Origin of the sequence: Corynebacterium occultum (assembly GCF_009734425.1) — a bacterium.
GTDB classification, from domain to species: Bacteria; Actinomycetota; Actinomycetes; order Mycobacteriales; family Mycobacteriaceae; genus Corynebacterium; species Corynebacterium occultum.
In genome coordinates this window covers 2,924,348-2,937,266 of sequence record NZ_CP046455.1, presented here as the reverse complement: position 1 = coordinate 2,937,266, position 12,919 = coordinate 2,924,348, and the positions used below count along the sequence as shown (strand labels likewise).

Annotated in this window: 12 protein-coding genes; 7 read left to right on the top strand and 5 right to left on the bottom strand. The window is 65.1% G+C overall.

The genetic code is table 11. The features are described from left to right. Window positions 1-67 precede the first annotated feature (67 nt). Together COCCU_RS13260 and COCCU_RS13255 are read right to left on the bottom strand one after the other, a co-directional pair. Window positions 68-889, bottom strand: coding sequence for a DUF1206 domain-containing protein (locus tag COCCU_RS13260; RefSeq protein WP_156232194.1), 822 nt, complete (start codon window positions 887-889; stop codon window positions 68-70). Window positions 890-948: 59 nt separating this feature from the next. After that, window positions 949-2,157 carry an MFS transporter gene (locus COCCU_RS13255; protein WP_156232192.1) on the bottom strand — a complete coding sequence of 403 codons (1,209 nt, stop codon included), beginning with the start codon at window positions 2,155-2,157 and terminating at the stop codon, window positions 949-951. A 57-nt stretch (window positions 2,158-2,214) separates the two neighbouring features. On the opposite strand from COCCU_RS13255, the gene COCCU_RS13250 reads away from it, so the two are divergent. Both COCCU_RS13250 and COCCU_RS13245 read left to right on the top strand, forming a co-directional pair. Then, window positions 2,215-3,156 carry a LysR family transcriptional regulator gene (locus COCCU_RS13250; RefSeq protein ID WP_231598789.1) on the top strand — a complete coding sequence of 314 codons (942 nt, stop codon included), beginning with the start codon at window positions 2,215-2,217 and terminating at the stop codon, window positions 3,154-3,156. Window positions 3,157-3,224: 68 nt separating this feature from the next. Next, window positions 3,225-3,836 carry an LURP-one-related/scramblase family protein gene (locus COCCU_RS13245; RefSeq protein WP_156232190.1) on the top strand — a complete coding sequence of 204 codons (612 nt, stop codon included), beginning with the start codon at window positions 3,225-3,227 and terminating at the stop codon, window positions 3,834-3,836. Between the two features lie 25 nt (window positions 3,837-3,861). On the opposite strand, the gene COCCU_RS13240 is transcribed toward COCCU_RS13245, so the two are convergent. Further along, entirely contained in the window at window positions 3,862-4,542 is a 681-nt protein-coding gene (locus COCCU_RS13240; RefSeq protein WP_156232188.1) for a M23 family metallopeptidase, read from the bottom strand. A 510-nt stretch (window positions 4,543-5,052) separates the two neighbouring features. After that, window positions 5,053-5,655 carry a superoxide dismutase gene (locus COCCU_RS13235; protein ID WP_156232186.1) on the bottom strand — a complete coding sequence of 201 codons (603 nt, stop codon included), beginning with the start codon at window positions 5,653-5,655 and terminating at the stop codon, window positions 5,053-5,055. Between the two features lie 285 nt (window positions 5,656-5,940). Here COCCU_RS13235 and msrA point away from each other — a divergent pair, with 285 nt between their 5' ends. Next, window positions 5,941-6,615 (top strand): peptide-methionine (S)-S-oxide reductase MsrA, encoded by a 675-nt coding sequence (gene msrA / locus COCCU_RS13230; RefSeq protein WP_156232184.1) that lies wholly within the window; start codon window positions 5,941-5,943, stop codon window positions 6,613-6,615. Between the two features lie 119 nt (window positions 6,616-6,734). Continuing rightward, window positions 6,735-6,896: a PhoD-like phosphatase N-terminal domain-containing protein gene (locus COCCU_RS14755; protein ID WP_231598788.1), complete on the top strand. Its 162-nt coding sequence runs from the start codon at window positions 6,735-6,737 to the stop codon at window positions 6,894-6,896. Window positions 6,897-7,206: 310 nt separating this feature from the next. On the opposite strand, the gene COCCU_RS13220 is transcribed toward COCCU_RS14755, so the two are convergent. Next, window positions 7,207-9,060: an alpha/beta-hydrolase family protein gene (locus COCCU_RS13220; RefSeq protein ID WP_231598787.1), complete on the bottom strand. Its 1,854-nt coding sequence runs from the start codon at window positions 9,058-9,060 to the stop codon at window positions 7,207-7,209. A gap of 265 nt (window positions 9,061-9,325) precedes the next feature. On the opposite strand from COCCU_RS13220, the gene COCCU_RS13215 reads away from it, so the two are divergent. From COCCU_RS13215 to COCCU_RS13205, 3 genes are read left to right on the top strand one after another with little or no spacing between them, the layout of a single operon-like run. Beyond that, window positions 9,326-11,179 carry a pyruvate kinase gene (locus COCCU_RS13215; protein ID WP_156232182.1) on the top strand — a complete coding sequence of 618 codons (1,854 nt, stop codon included), beginning with the start codon at window positions 9,326-9,328 and terminating at the stop codon, window positions 11,177-11,179. Next, window positions 11,176-11,895 carry a glycerophosphodiester phosphodiesterase gene (locus COCCU_RS13210; RefSeq protein ID WP_156232180.1) on the top strand — a complete coding sequence of 240 codons (720 nt, stop codon included), beginning with the start codon at window positions 11,176-11,178 and terminating at the stop codon, window positions 11,893-11,895. Before COCCU_RS13215 ends, COCCU_RS13210 begins: the two co-directional genes overlap by 4 nt. 26 nt (window positions 11,896-11,921) lie before the next feature. After that, window positions 11,922-12,842 (top strand): DUF5926 family protein, encoded by a 921-nt coding sequence (locus COCCU_RS13205; protein ID WP_156232178.1) that lies wholly within the window; start codon window positions 11,922-11,924, stop codon window positions 12,840-12,842. Window positions 12,843-12,919 lie beyond the last annotated feature (77 nt).

The window sequence follows — 12,919 nt, the reverse complement described above, 5'->3', positions numbered from 1 at the left end:
AACGTGGCAATCCGGAGAAAAAGAAAAACTCGCTCCCCCTCCCCGGGCTGGGGGAAGGGGCAGCGGACTACATGCGGATATAGCGGGCCCGGGCGATGGAGTAGAGACCGTAGAGTGCCAGGCCAACACCGACCACGATGAGCGCGATCGCCCCGGCGGGCTGCTCACCCAGGGTGCGCAGCGCCATGTCCAGCCCGCTGGCCTTCTCCGGATCATTGGTCCAGGCACCCCAGATGATCAACCCACCCAGGATGGCGAAGGCGATGCCCCGGGCGACATAACCCGCCACACCTGCCGCCACAATCGCGGAACCGGTATTGCCGGCCCCGGCCCGGGCCTCGAGATCCTTCTTGAAGCTGCGGGTGGCCCCACGGTAGATGCTGAAGAGACCGACCCCCAGCACGATGGCACCGGCGAGGATCACCAGGGCCATGCCCGCCGGCTGCGCCAGCACCGTGGCGGTGACATCCGAGGCGGTGTCCCCATCCGAGGAGGAACCACCCCGAGCGAAGGTGGAGGTGGTCAAAGCCAATGCGAAGTACACCACCGCCATGACCGCCCCCTTGGCCTTGTCCTTGAGCTCCTCGCCGGTGAACAGCTGGCTCAACCGCCACAGGCCGAGCGCGGCCAGTGCCACCGCCGCCACCCACAGCATCACCTGGCCGCCCGGGGCTTCGGCGATGGCCTGCAGTGCGCCGGAGTTCGAGGCTTCTTCCGTTCCGCTGCCGGTGGCGATGCGGATGGCGATCCAGCCGATGAGGATGTGGAGCACCCCCAGCACCACGAAACCGCTTCGGGCGAGAATTAGCACCACGGGATGATCGGCAGCCTGCTGGGCAGCCCGGTCGGCGGAGTTTCCGACCTTGTTCTTCGCCTGTCGAGGGTCCATGCCCTTATTTAACCCTGCATCCGGGACGACGGCCAGAGCCCGGGAATTGTGCCCCTGCCTCAGGCTGCCTCCGCCCCTGGTGTCGGGGCCTCGCGCCGGGTGAGAAAGACCACCAGGACCAGCAGCCCCAGCAGGATGCCCGCCAACCAGAGGAGCATCCCGGCCCAGCCGAACTCGGCGAAGAAGAAACCGGAGAGCCAGCCCAGCAGGGAGGAACCGAGGTAGTAGCAGAAGAGATACATGCTCGAGGCCTCGGCGCGGTGCGTGGTGGCGATGGTGCCCACCCACCCGGAGGCGGCGGAGTGGATGGTGAAGAAGGCGGCGGTGAAGAGGAAGAGGGCGGTGAGCACCACCCCCAGCTTCGGCACCGCTGTCAGTGCCAGGGCGGCCAGCATGAGCAGGGCGGCGATGATCATGGTGCGGTCACGACCGAATTTATCGCTCCAATCACCGGTGCGGGCGGAACTCCAGGTCCCGGCCAGGTACATCAGGAACACCAGGCCCACCAGACCCTCGCTGAGTCCGAAGCTCTCGATCAGCCGGAAGCCGAGGAAGTTGTAGACCGAGACGAAGGATCCCATGCCGAGGAATGCGATGAGGAAGAGCCCGCTCAGGCGGGGGTTGCGCCAGTGCCCCGCCATGGCGGAGAGCTCCGATCGGAAGCTGATCTGCTTGGGGTGGAAGTTTTTCTGCCTGGGCAGCAGCAGCGCCATGGCGATCGCCAGAGCAAGTGCCACCGCTGAGCTGATTCCCAGGGCCCAGCGCCAGTCTGCGATCTCAAGTACCCCGGCGGGGATGAGTCGGCCGCTGAGCCCGCCGAGGGTGGTGCCGGCGATGTAGGTGCCCATCGCCCGGCCGAGGTCCTTGGGGTGGACCTCTTCGCTGAGCCAGGTCATGGCGACGGCCGGGACCCCGGCGATCAGTGCGCCCTGCAGGCCGCGCAGCAGAATCAGGCTGCCGGCCCCCGCGACGAAGGGCAGGGCCAGGCCGAGCAGGGTGCCCAGCAGTGCGGAGAGGATCAGGATCCGGCCGCGTCCGAAACGCTCGGAGAGGATGGACAGCGGCACGATGCACAGTGCCAGCATCCCGGTGGTGGCGGAAACCGTCAGTGCTGAGGCGGTGGGTGAGATCCCGAGTTCCTTCACCAGGGTGGGCAGCATCGCCTGGGTGCTGTACATGGCGTTAAAGGACGCCAACCCGGCGGCGAGCATGGCCAGGGTGGCGCGCTTATAGGTGCGTTCGCCCACCCGCAGTCCCGCTTCCATCATGTGTTCATGCTGCCCCTTCCGACATGATTAGTAAAATGAAGGAAATAGCATTTATACATGCATAATCTGCATGAAGGGAGGGTGGGCATGAACCTGGGTTTCGCCGAACTCGCCGGCTTCGTGGCCGTCGCCGCCAGTGGGCACCTCAGTGACACCGCGGCGGATCTGGATATCTCCCAGCCCTCCCTGAGTCGCCGGATCGCCCGGGTGGAGGCGCAGGTGGGGGCGACCCTCTTCGACCGCCACGGGCGCAGGCTGCGTCTCAATAGCCGGGGCCGGGCCTTCCTCCCCCAGGCGGAGGCCGCATTGGCCGCCCTCGACAATGGGGTGAGCCAGGTACGACGCCTGATGGATCCCGAACATGGCACGGTCCGCCTGGATTTCATGCACTCCCTGGGAACCTGGCTGGTGCCGGAACTGCTGCGTTCCTATCGGAGTGCGCATCCCGGGGTGCATTTTTCCCTCCACCAGGACGCCGCCCAGGGCCTGGTGGAAAGGGTGCTTGACGACACCGCGGACATCGCCCTGGTGGGGCCACGTCCCACTGGGGCGGGGGAACCGGATTCCCCGTTGGGGTGGGTGCGGTTGAGCCGCCAACGTCTGGCCATCGCGCTGCCCGAGGATCATCGGTTGGCAGGTGTCGGTTCTGTGCCGATCCGGCTGGCGGAGGTGGCGGGGGAGGACTTCATTTCCATGCGCCCCGGTTACGGCACCCGCCTCCTGCTGGATGAACTGTTCCGGAAGGCTGAGTTACAGCCCTCCTTCGTCTTCGAGTCCATGGAACTTTCCACCGTGGCGGGACTGGTCAGTGCGGGGCTTGGGGTGGCGCTGCTACCGATGGATGACCCTTATCTCGCACCCACCGGGGTGGTGCTGCGTCCCCTGGATCCTCCGGCGCAGCGCGAATTGGGCATGGTCTGGCGTCGGGCGGAGGAGCCGGCCCCACCGGTGGACCAGTTCCGGGCCTTTGTCGCTGCCCGGGTAGTCGAACCCCGCTGAGGTTGCGGAGGGGTAACTTTTCCCGGGCTGGTCTGGCGTCGGATGACTGTGGCGCTGAAGATGGGGGAATGGATATCCCCACGCCGCCGGTTTCTGATCCGCCCCAGCCCCAGCGGCCCCCTTCGCTGCTGCAGGAGGATCTGCTGGTGCTGCATCAGATGAGCAGCTTCATGAGCAATAACTTTCATATCGAGAATCAGCACGGCCAGGTGGTGGGTGTCATCCACACCTCCGGTTCCGGGTTCTCCCGTTTCTTCATGGGCAGCCGTTTGCTGCAGGTCCAGGAGGCGGATGGTCGTCCACTGCTGGAGATCGAGGACACGCTCAACTTCGGTCGGGACACCTTTGAACTGCGTGAACCACAGGGAAAACCGCTTGCGCAGCTGCGCAAGCGGTTCACCTTCTTCCGTCGGCAGGTGGATATGCACCTGGCCGAGGGGACGATAGTCGAGCTGCACGGTAACATCTTCGACTTCGAATTTGAGTTCCGGATCGGGGAACTCGTGCCAGCCCGGGTATCACGGCAATGGTCGGGCCTGGCGCGGGGACTGCTGGGACGCAGTACCTATGTCCTCTCCTTCGCCACTGATGTGCCACCACAGTTGCGGGCGGCGATCATCGGCGGGGTGGTCACGCTCGATCTGATGCGGGCGAAGGATGAACAGGGCAGCAATAGCTGACGCTGCTGTCCGGTCGGTGCCGGGCCTAGAGGTAGATGCCGTGCCCGGCGAGCCAGGCCTGGGGGTCCACCGGGGTGACACCATTGGGCCAGATCTCGAAGTGCAGGTGGGATCCGGTGGAGAAGCCCTCGGAGCCCATGCCGGCGATGGTCTGGCCGGCGGAGACCCACTGGCCGACACCGACATAGAGGGAGGACATGTGGCCGTAGACGGAGATGGAGCCGTCTTCGTGGCGGATGCGGATCCACTGGCCGTAACCGGAGGCGGGGCCGGAGTCGATGACGGTGCCGGCCATGACTGCCTGGATCGGGGTGCCGATGGCGTTGGCGATGTCGATGCCGTTGTGCATGCTGCCCCAGCGCGGGCCGAAGCCGGAGGTGAAGGTGCCCTGGGCGGGCTTGACCACACTCGGTGCGGCGATCTCCTCGATGACACCGAAGCCGGTGCCGTAGTCGGAGACCGGCAGGTTCTGCAGGACGCTGGCGGAGCTGCCGGTGGCGACATAGTCATTGACCATGGCGGCGGCCTGCGGGGCGTACTGGTCGACAGCGGTCTGGACGGTGTTGTAGTCCAGGGTCTGGGCGTTGGCGGCGCTGACGCCGGTGGTGCTGGCCATGACGCCGACCACTGCAGCCACGCCGACGCGGCGGCCAATGGTGCGCTTGGTGGTGGTGGACTGTTGTGCTGCGGCAGACTCGAAATTCATTCTCTGATTCTCCATTTTCCTAGCTGCCTTACCGTGACAGTTTCGTTATCGTTCCGTGATCTGTTCGCACACGCTAATCCTTTCCGGGGGAGGCGGCAAGCAAAAATCCTCCGGAAAAGAAATGTCCGTTTTGTTTTGACCCCCTAAAGCTCCAGCTCAGGGGTGCGAAATGGGGTCAGGAACAATTTCCTGAGAGTTTCGCACGCGTAGGCGAGATCACAATTATTGAGACTTATATGTGACCCGGAACGCATCCACAGGCACTCTGGGGGAGCTTCTTGTCACCCGAATGGTGTGATGAGAATGTCCTGAGGGCAGGGTAGGAGGAGGGGGATTCGCCCCCAGGTGGCCGGTAGGTGAACTCGAGGTCACGTTGGGGTGGGGGAGTGGGAGCGTGGGAGACCAGCGGTTTTTGAAAAGGAAGAGGAAAAGCAAAATGCCTGTTCTCTCAACGAGAACAGGCATGTGTACCTCCCCGGGGGCGCTACAGCGCCCCCGGGGAGGGGGTGCTTACTTGGCGGCGGAAGCGTAACGTGCGGCGACGTCTTCCCAGTTGAAGACGTTCCAGACGGCCTTGACGTAGTCGGCCTTGACGTTCTTGTACTGCAGGTAGAAGGCGTGCTCCCACATGTCGAGCATCAGCAGCGGGGTGATGTCGATGGAGATGTTGCCCTGCTGGTCGGTCAGCTGCTCGATGACCAGACGACCTGCGATGTGGTCGTAGCCCAGGACGGCCCAGCCGGAGCCCTGCAGGCCCAGTGCGGCGGAGTTGAAGTGGTCCTGGAACTTGGCGAAGGAGCCGAAGTCACGGTTGATGGCCTCAGCCAGCTCGCCGGTGGGCTCGCCGCCACCGTTGGGGGAGAGGTTCTTCCAGAAGATGGAGTGGTTGGTGTGGCCACCGAGGTTAAAGGCCAGGTTCTTGGACAGTGCGCGGATCTGGTCCGGGTTGGTGCCCTCCTCGCGTGCCTTCTCCAGTGCCTCGAGGGCTGCGTTGGCACCGCCGACGTAGGTGGCGTGGTGCTTGGAGTGGTGCAGCTCCATGATCTCGGCGGCGATGTGCGGCTCGAGTGCGTCGTAGGCGTAATCCAGTTCCGGAAGCTCGTAAACAGCCATGTGTAAAACCTTTCGTCTAAGTTACCGCGGCCGAGGATCTGTGACCCTCACCGCGCTTGACTCCATGATAGGCAAGTTCGGGGATTCAGCAATGAAATAAATGCGAGCTGCCGCACAACCCCAGTCGAATGGTGCCCCCGTTCGCCCTGCGCCCCGCCCTCCGGTGGGCGGCAGAGACCCCCGGCAGCGGAATAGAGTCGGGGGACAAGGCGTTGGAGCAGGGGAGAACCCTCACTGCCTGATGCTGCCCGAGAGAAATACCCACCGAATTTAGGAGTTGCACTCATGGGATGGTTATTTGCCCGAACCCCAGAACTTGTTCCGGAGAATGAGGCCCTCAAGGGTGGCTCCCACCCGGTGCTGCCGAACCCGAGGCCGCATGCGGTGCTGGGCACCCCCATCACCGGGCCCTGGTTGCCCCACCAGAAATCAGTGATCATCGGCATCGGCTGCTACTGGGGTGTGGAGAAGATCTACTGGGAGACCGAGGGCGTGGAATCCACCTCCGTCGGTTTCGCCGGTGGTGTCACCGAGAACCCCACCTACCGGGAGACCTGTACCGGCCGCACCAACCACACCGAGGTGGTCGAAGTGGTCTATGACCCGGCGAAGGTGTCCCTGGAGCAGCTGGTGATCATCGCCATGGAAGCCCATGACCCGACCCAGGGTTACCGCCAGGGCAATGATGTGGGCACCCAGTACCGTTCCGCCATCTTCACCCTCGGTGAGGATGCCGCAGCGGAGGCCGAGCAGGTCTCCCGCATCGTCGAACACTACGGTCAGCGTCTGGCGGAACATGGCTTCGGGAAGATCACCACCGAGGTCAGGCAGCTCAGCGAAACCCCCTCGGGGAAGTACTTCCTGGCCGAGGACGAACACCAGCAGTACCTGCACAAGGTGCCGAACGGTTACTGCCCGCACCACTCCACCGGTGTGGCCTGCGGCCCGGTGTCTGCCTAGTCGGACCAAGGGGGGCGTGACCCCCTGGGATTCAACTTCCGGCACCAGGTATGAAGCGTGCGTGAAATAGCAGCTCTTTTGCCCTCGGTGTGACGGCGGCGGTGCCCCTCGTCTGGGAAGTGACCACCACCCCGGAGTTCGGGGAAACCATCACCCGCGGTGAAGTCACCGCCACCACCGCCACGGACCACACCAGCCAGGTGGAGGTCTGGGGACTGCAACCGACGCAGGTGTACTACTTCCGCTTCGTGGTCACCACCAGGGACCTCACCGGCCGCTGATGTTGACCCCGGCGCGCTGCGTCTGGTGGTGAGCTCCTGCGTCAACTACGAGTCGGGTTATTTCAGCGCCTACCGTGATATTGCGGAGCGGGCCGTGCATGTGGCACTGCCCTGGGTGGTGACCTGGGGTGATCATGCGATCGCCAATGGCACCTGGGAGGGGCGTCGTGAAGCGGCGATGCTGGCCCTATCTCGAGTGGTTGCCCATCTCGCGGTCATAGCCCCTTCCAAGGGGTGGGAGCATCTACCGCGGCCTGTGGTTTTGGCCCTTTGGCGGCGCGCAGCTCAGGGAGGTGCAGCCCGCCCGCGCTTAGCGACGCACCGTGTTCTGCCCGATCCATGTCACCGCCCGGCGTTCCATGGCCGGGGTCAGCCGCACCGGGATGCCATGCCGGGTGCCCAGCACCGCCGCCCAGTAGGACATGAACTCCCCGTGATAGTTATGGCCGTGCAGCCCTGGGGTCTTGATGGACATCGCCAGGTCCAGGCCCACCTGCCAACCACTGACGAAGGGGAACCAGCGGAAACCGGGTGGCACATCCAGATGTTGGGCAGCCGGGGCCGCCACCCCGCGGGAACCTTTCTCTCGCAGCCAGTCGGGGCGCCGGTAGAGCAGCGGAAGATCCCACCACACCACGGGGTCGGAGGCATGCTGGCCGATGACCACCCTGGGGTGTTGCCAGGCGTTCTTGTAGGGCAGGCCGGCGAAGTCATGGTTCAGGTGGGCTGGGTGGGCCACGAAACGGACATGGCTTCCACCATCGATCACCGGCAGCCGTTCCGGGGAGCCGGCGTCCCGCTGTGCGGTCAGGGACTGGATCATGTCGGTGAAGCGTGGGGCGCCGGTGAACACCGCGCCGTCGGTGCGTGCCAGCAGATCATCCAGATCCTCGAACACCGCGCAGGTGCCGTAGGCGCCGAGGGACTCCCCGGTCACATAGACCTTCGGTGGGTTCGGCATCTGCTCCACCCGGGCCAGGATCTTCTCGATCAGGATCCGGGCGGCCTGCACCGGGGTGTCATGGTCGATGTAGTAGCTGACTGCGCTGGTGATGAAGGAATACTGCATCGACATGGTGGCGCAGTTGCCGCCGGTGAGGAATTCCACCGCGGACATCCCCCAGTCCGTGATCCAACCGGTGCCGGTGGAGGTGTGGATCACCAGGGTGTCCCGGTGGAAGGCCCCGGTGCGGTCCATCTCCGCCAGCACCACATCGGCGGTGGCCGCCAGGCTGCGGCCCCGCACCAGGCCCGCGAAAATCCGGATCGGCTCATGCACCTCATCCGGGGGGAGCCCGGTGACCTGGGTGATGTCCCGGGCCCGGGGACCCCCGGAAAGCAGGGCGCGGCCCTGGGAGCCCACCGCATGCCAGGGTTCCAGGGACCAGGGGCTACCCGAACGCTCCGGTTCCCAGGGCTGACTGGTGCCCGGGAACACCGCCTTGTTCAGTTCCTCCGCCTGGCGGGTGATGTCGGCGATCAGGCGGCGCAGCACCACCTTATTGCTGAGCAGGATCAGCAGATAGGTGGCGCCGCCGGCCGCGATCGGCCACCCCACCCACCCCGGTAGCCATCGTCCCAGGAAAGAGGTGACCCGGTCCGTGGTGTACTGCGCGGTTTCCCCGAGCAGGAGCAGGCCACCATAACCGGCGGTGCCCACGATCAGACCCAGCAGCCCCTCCCGGTAGCCGCGGCGCACCGGATCCTCGATGAGCTCGGCGGCGCGCTGCTGGTTCTGCAGACTGCGGACCGTGAACCAGGCCGTCATCCCCGCGATCATCAGGTGGGTGGTGTTGCGGGAGGCAACGGTCAGCCCGGTGTTGAACTGGCGCTGATAGCGCGCCGGGATCTGATCCAGTGACCAGGTCAGCCCCGCCAGGGCGGCATGTCCGAGGGCCTGGCAGACCGCGACATTGGCGGCGGTCTGCCACCAGCGGCGGGGCAGGAGGGAGGGGGAGAGGGCGATCCAGGAGGTGATTTCCGCTCCGAGCAGACCGGCACCCAGGTTGGTGGGGAGGCGTCGGCGGCGGGTGACCCGCAGGCCGGGGGAGATGTCGGCGGCGATGTCGAGCACCATCACAGCTCCACGAAGTCCGGTGACACTGGCACGAAGTGCTCCGGTGCGAAGCATTCGGAGCAGCTCATTGCGGCTTGGTTTGGCCATAGGTGTGATAGTGGCAGATAAATCACACCTTCGCAGGGTGTCAGTTTCAACTGCGGCTGAGGGGGCCACCTCGGGGCAACCACCCCAGGGGGAGGTCCGGCGTGCTGCTCGAGCAGATGCGCGGTGTTGTTCTGGGGCATGGCCCCCAAGTCCCCCGGAGGAACTTCGTTTTCGGCATGCCGAACGCCCCGGATGCGGGCAGAATGGAACCTGAAGTGAATACCGCAATTTTGACTCCGTCAAACTGAAGGACGATGAGAACACCGTGGACCCGAGGCTCGAAAAGATTATTTCGCAGATTGATGAACTGCTCGCCGCCCTGGATGAGGAGGTGGCCAACCACGCTGCGGAAATTGATGCGGTGGCCCCGGCCCATCGTGACGGTGCCATCAACCTGGTTCACTACGCCCGTCTGCGCACCCTCGACATCCGGGAGCTGCAGTCCGAGCTCACCCAGATCGGTGCCACCCGGCTGACCACCACCGAACCGGCGGTGAAGGCCCGGCTTGAGGCTGCCCGTGCGGTGACCCTGGCGTTGGGTGGTCAACCGCAGGAGAAACCCTGGGAGGCATCCGAGGATGCCTTTTCCCGGGCTGATGAGATCCTCGAGGATCATGCGGATCTCCTGCTCGGGAAAGCTGATGACAACACCCACTCCCGCATCATGGTGACCCTGCCTGCCGAGGCGGCCACCGACCCGGAACTGGTCCGGGGTTTCGTGGAGGCTGGCATGGAGGTCGCCCGGATCAACTGTGCCCACGATGATGAACAGGCCTGGCAGGGGATGATCGACCATGTCCGCGCCGCAGCTGCGGAGGTCGGCCGTGAGGTCAGGGTGGCCATGGACCTGGCGGGGCCGAAGGTCCGTACCGGTGAGATTGAGCCGGGCCCCGCGGTGAACCGCGCCCGGGTCACCCGCACCGAAGCCGGTGAGGTCACCTCCCTGGCCAAGCTCTGGCTTTCCCCCGCCGGGCAGGAAGCCCCCGAGGCCCCGGAGTTGCCGGGCCGCCCCACCCTGGAGCTGCAGGTGGATCCGGCCTGGTTCGAGAAGCTGGAGGAGGGCTCCCGGATCAGTCTGGTGGATGTCCGTGACTCCCGCCGCCAGTTCACCGTCACCCGGGTGGCGGAGGGGGCGGTGCTGGCAGAGGGACACCAGAACGCCTATATCTCCACCTCCACCCTGCTGGAGCATGACTTCGAGAAGAGCCGGGTCCATGGGGTGGAACCCCTGGAGCAGAACCTGCGGCTCGAGGTTGGCGACCAGCTGGTGCTCAGCGCCGAACAGACCCCCTGTGACCCTTCCCAGGAACCACCGGTGATCAGCTGCACCCTGCCGGAAGCCGTCGAGGCGATCGAGGTGGGGCAGAACGTCCTCTTCGATGATGGCGCGATCGCGGCCAAGGCCGTCGATAAGCGTCTCAATAAGAACGGTTACCGCGAGGTGGAGCTGGACATCATCCGAGCCAAGCCGGGCGGTACCAAATTGGCGGCCTACAAGGGCATCAACCTGCCCGAGACCGATCTGCCGCTGCCGAGTCTCACCGCCGATGACATCGCCCACCTGCGATTTGTGGCCCAGCACGCTGATATCGCGGATATCTCCTTCATCCGTAACGCCGGGGATGTGAGCTTCCTGCTGGACACCCTGGAGCAGATCGCCCAGGAGTCGGAGGACCCGGAGGGGGTGCGCAACCTGGGGATCGTGCTCAAGATCGAGACCATTCCGGGTTATGAGGGTCTGCCGGGGATCCTGCTGGAGGGGATGCGGCATGCCAACCTCGGGGTGATGGTGGCCCGCGGTGACCTGGCCGTGGAACTCGGTTTTGAGCGGATGGCGGAGGTGCCGCGCCTGATCATGTCCATCGCGGAGGCTGCCCATGTGCCCACCATCATGGCCACCCAGGTGCTGGAGAACCTGGCCAAGACCGGCCTGCCGGCACGCGCCGAGATCACCGACGCTGCCTACGCCCTGCGCGCCGAGGCCGTGATGCTGAACAAGGGCCCCTACATCAACGACGCCATCCACATCCTGAACTCCCTGTCCCAGACCCTGGGGGCCTCCCAGCGTAAGAACCGGATGCTGCTGCGCCGCATCAAGAGCTGGGGTTCTGAACAATGAAACTGATCGCCCACCGCGGGTTGTCCTCGCTCTACCCGGAGCTGACCGAGATCGCCTTCGCCAAGGCCCTGGAATTAGATATCCACGGGGTGGAGACGGATGTGAGGCTCAGCAAGGACGGCATCGTGGTGTGCGTTCACGACCCCATCATCGACCGGGTTGCCGATGGTCGGGGCAGGGTGTCGGAGCTGACGCTGCAGCAGCTGCGGGGCTACAACTTCGGCACCGAGGCGATGAAGCAGTCGGTGCTGACCCTCGATGAGTTGTTGGAGATGCTCGTCCAATATGAGGACAAGCACCTCTACATTGAAACCAAGCACCCCGTGCGCTTCTCCCGGATCCTGGAGGAGCAGGTGGTGCTGAGACTGCGCTATCACGGTCTGCTCTTCGACCCGCGGATCCACATCATCAGCTTCGCCGCCTCCTCCATCACCTGGATGAAGGAGATGGCACCCCAGCTCGACCGGATCCATCTGCGTCGCTCCTGGGAGAAGTGGTTGAACCCGGTGCCGAATTTCGTGGGGCACCCCACCGGCCTGGGGATCTCGGTGGAACGGGCCCGGAAAAACCCGGAGTTCATCGGGAAGTGGGGGCTACCCACCTATGTCTGGACGGTGGACAATGCCTCCGACATCCGCTGGGCCAAGAAACAGGGGGTGGACATGCTCGCCACGAATGTTCCGGGGCGTGCTGCGGCACTGTTGGCCCGCAACTGAGGGAACCGGCAGGTATCTTGGTACCCATGGCAAAGAAGAGCAAGAAGAACGAGGATCTGCCCGAGGGCATGAGCCGCCGCCAGGCCAAGCTGGCTGCCCGCGCAGCTGAGCGGGCCGCACTGGAGAAGGACCCACGTCCCTTCGGTGGTTTCGCAATGGAAGCTGACCTGGTTGCGCTGCAGGAATTCGTTCCCGCCGCCTACGCCAAGCTCCCGGTGCAGGGCATCGAGCGCACCGTCTACCTGGCCACTGTGCTGCCCGGTGCCGGTGCCGCACTGGTGCGCGATGCGGAGCACGGCGGGGAGGCCTTCGTCGCCCTCCAGGCCAGCAGCCATTCCCAGAACCCGGGCCGCGACCTGGCTTATGCCCTGAACTGGGTCAAGCAGGCCGAGCCGGGCGAGACCCTGGGTTCCACCGCCGCGGATGGCAGCGAGCCGGAGCTGCGGGAACTGCTGGACACCGAAGCCACCCTCGAGATCACCGAGGCCGATGACTTCAACTGGTGGATGCCTGAGGGCATCACCCTGGATCCGCAGGTCCAGGCCAGCCTCCAGGCCGCCAATGATGCAGTCGTCCCCTCCCGCCGCGTGGCCACCGATGTCCCCGGCTCCCTCTGGTGGGTCAACCCGGGTGGCGGCAAGGCCCACATCCGTTGGGTCCGCCCGGACACCGAGGAAAATTCCCTGCTCAACGCTCTGGCACGGGTGGCTGCCCGCCAGGAGCTGAACCTGGGCGAGGGCACCAAGTTCGCCGGTGTCTTCCGCACCCACGGTGTCATCGTCCCGGTCTTCGACCTGGATCCGGAGCGCGCCGCCGACACCTACGGTGATGAGCTCAAGCGCGTGAACGAGGCCATCGCCGCAGAGTTGGACAATGATGCCCAGCTCAGCAGCGATGAGCACAAGCAGCTGCAGAACATCAAGTCCCGCCAGGTCACCATCCGCTAGGCGGCACCCACCTCCCTGAACCCAACAGTCATCCCCCCCCTGCCCCGGTCCTTCACGGACTGAGACAGGGGGGATGT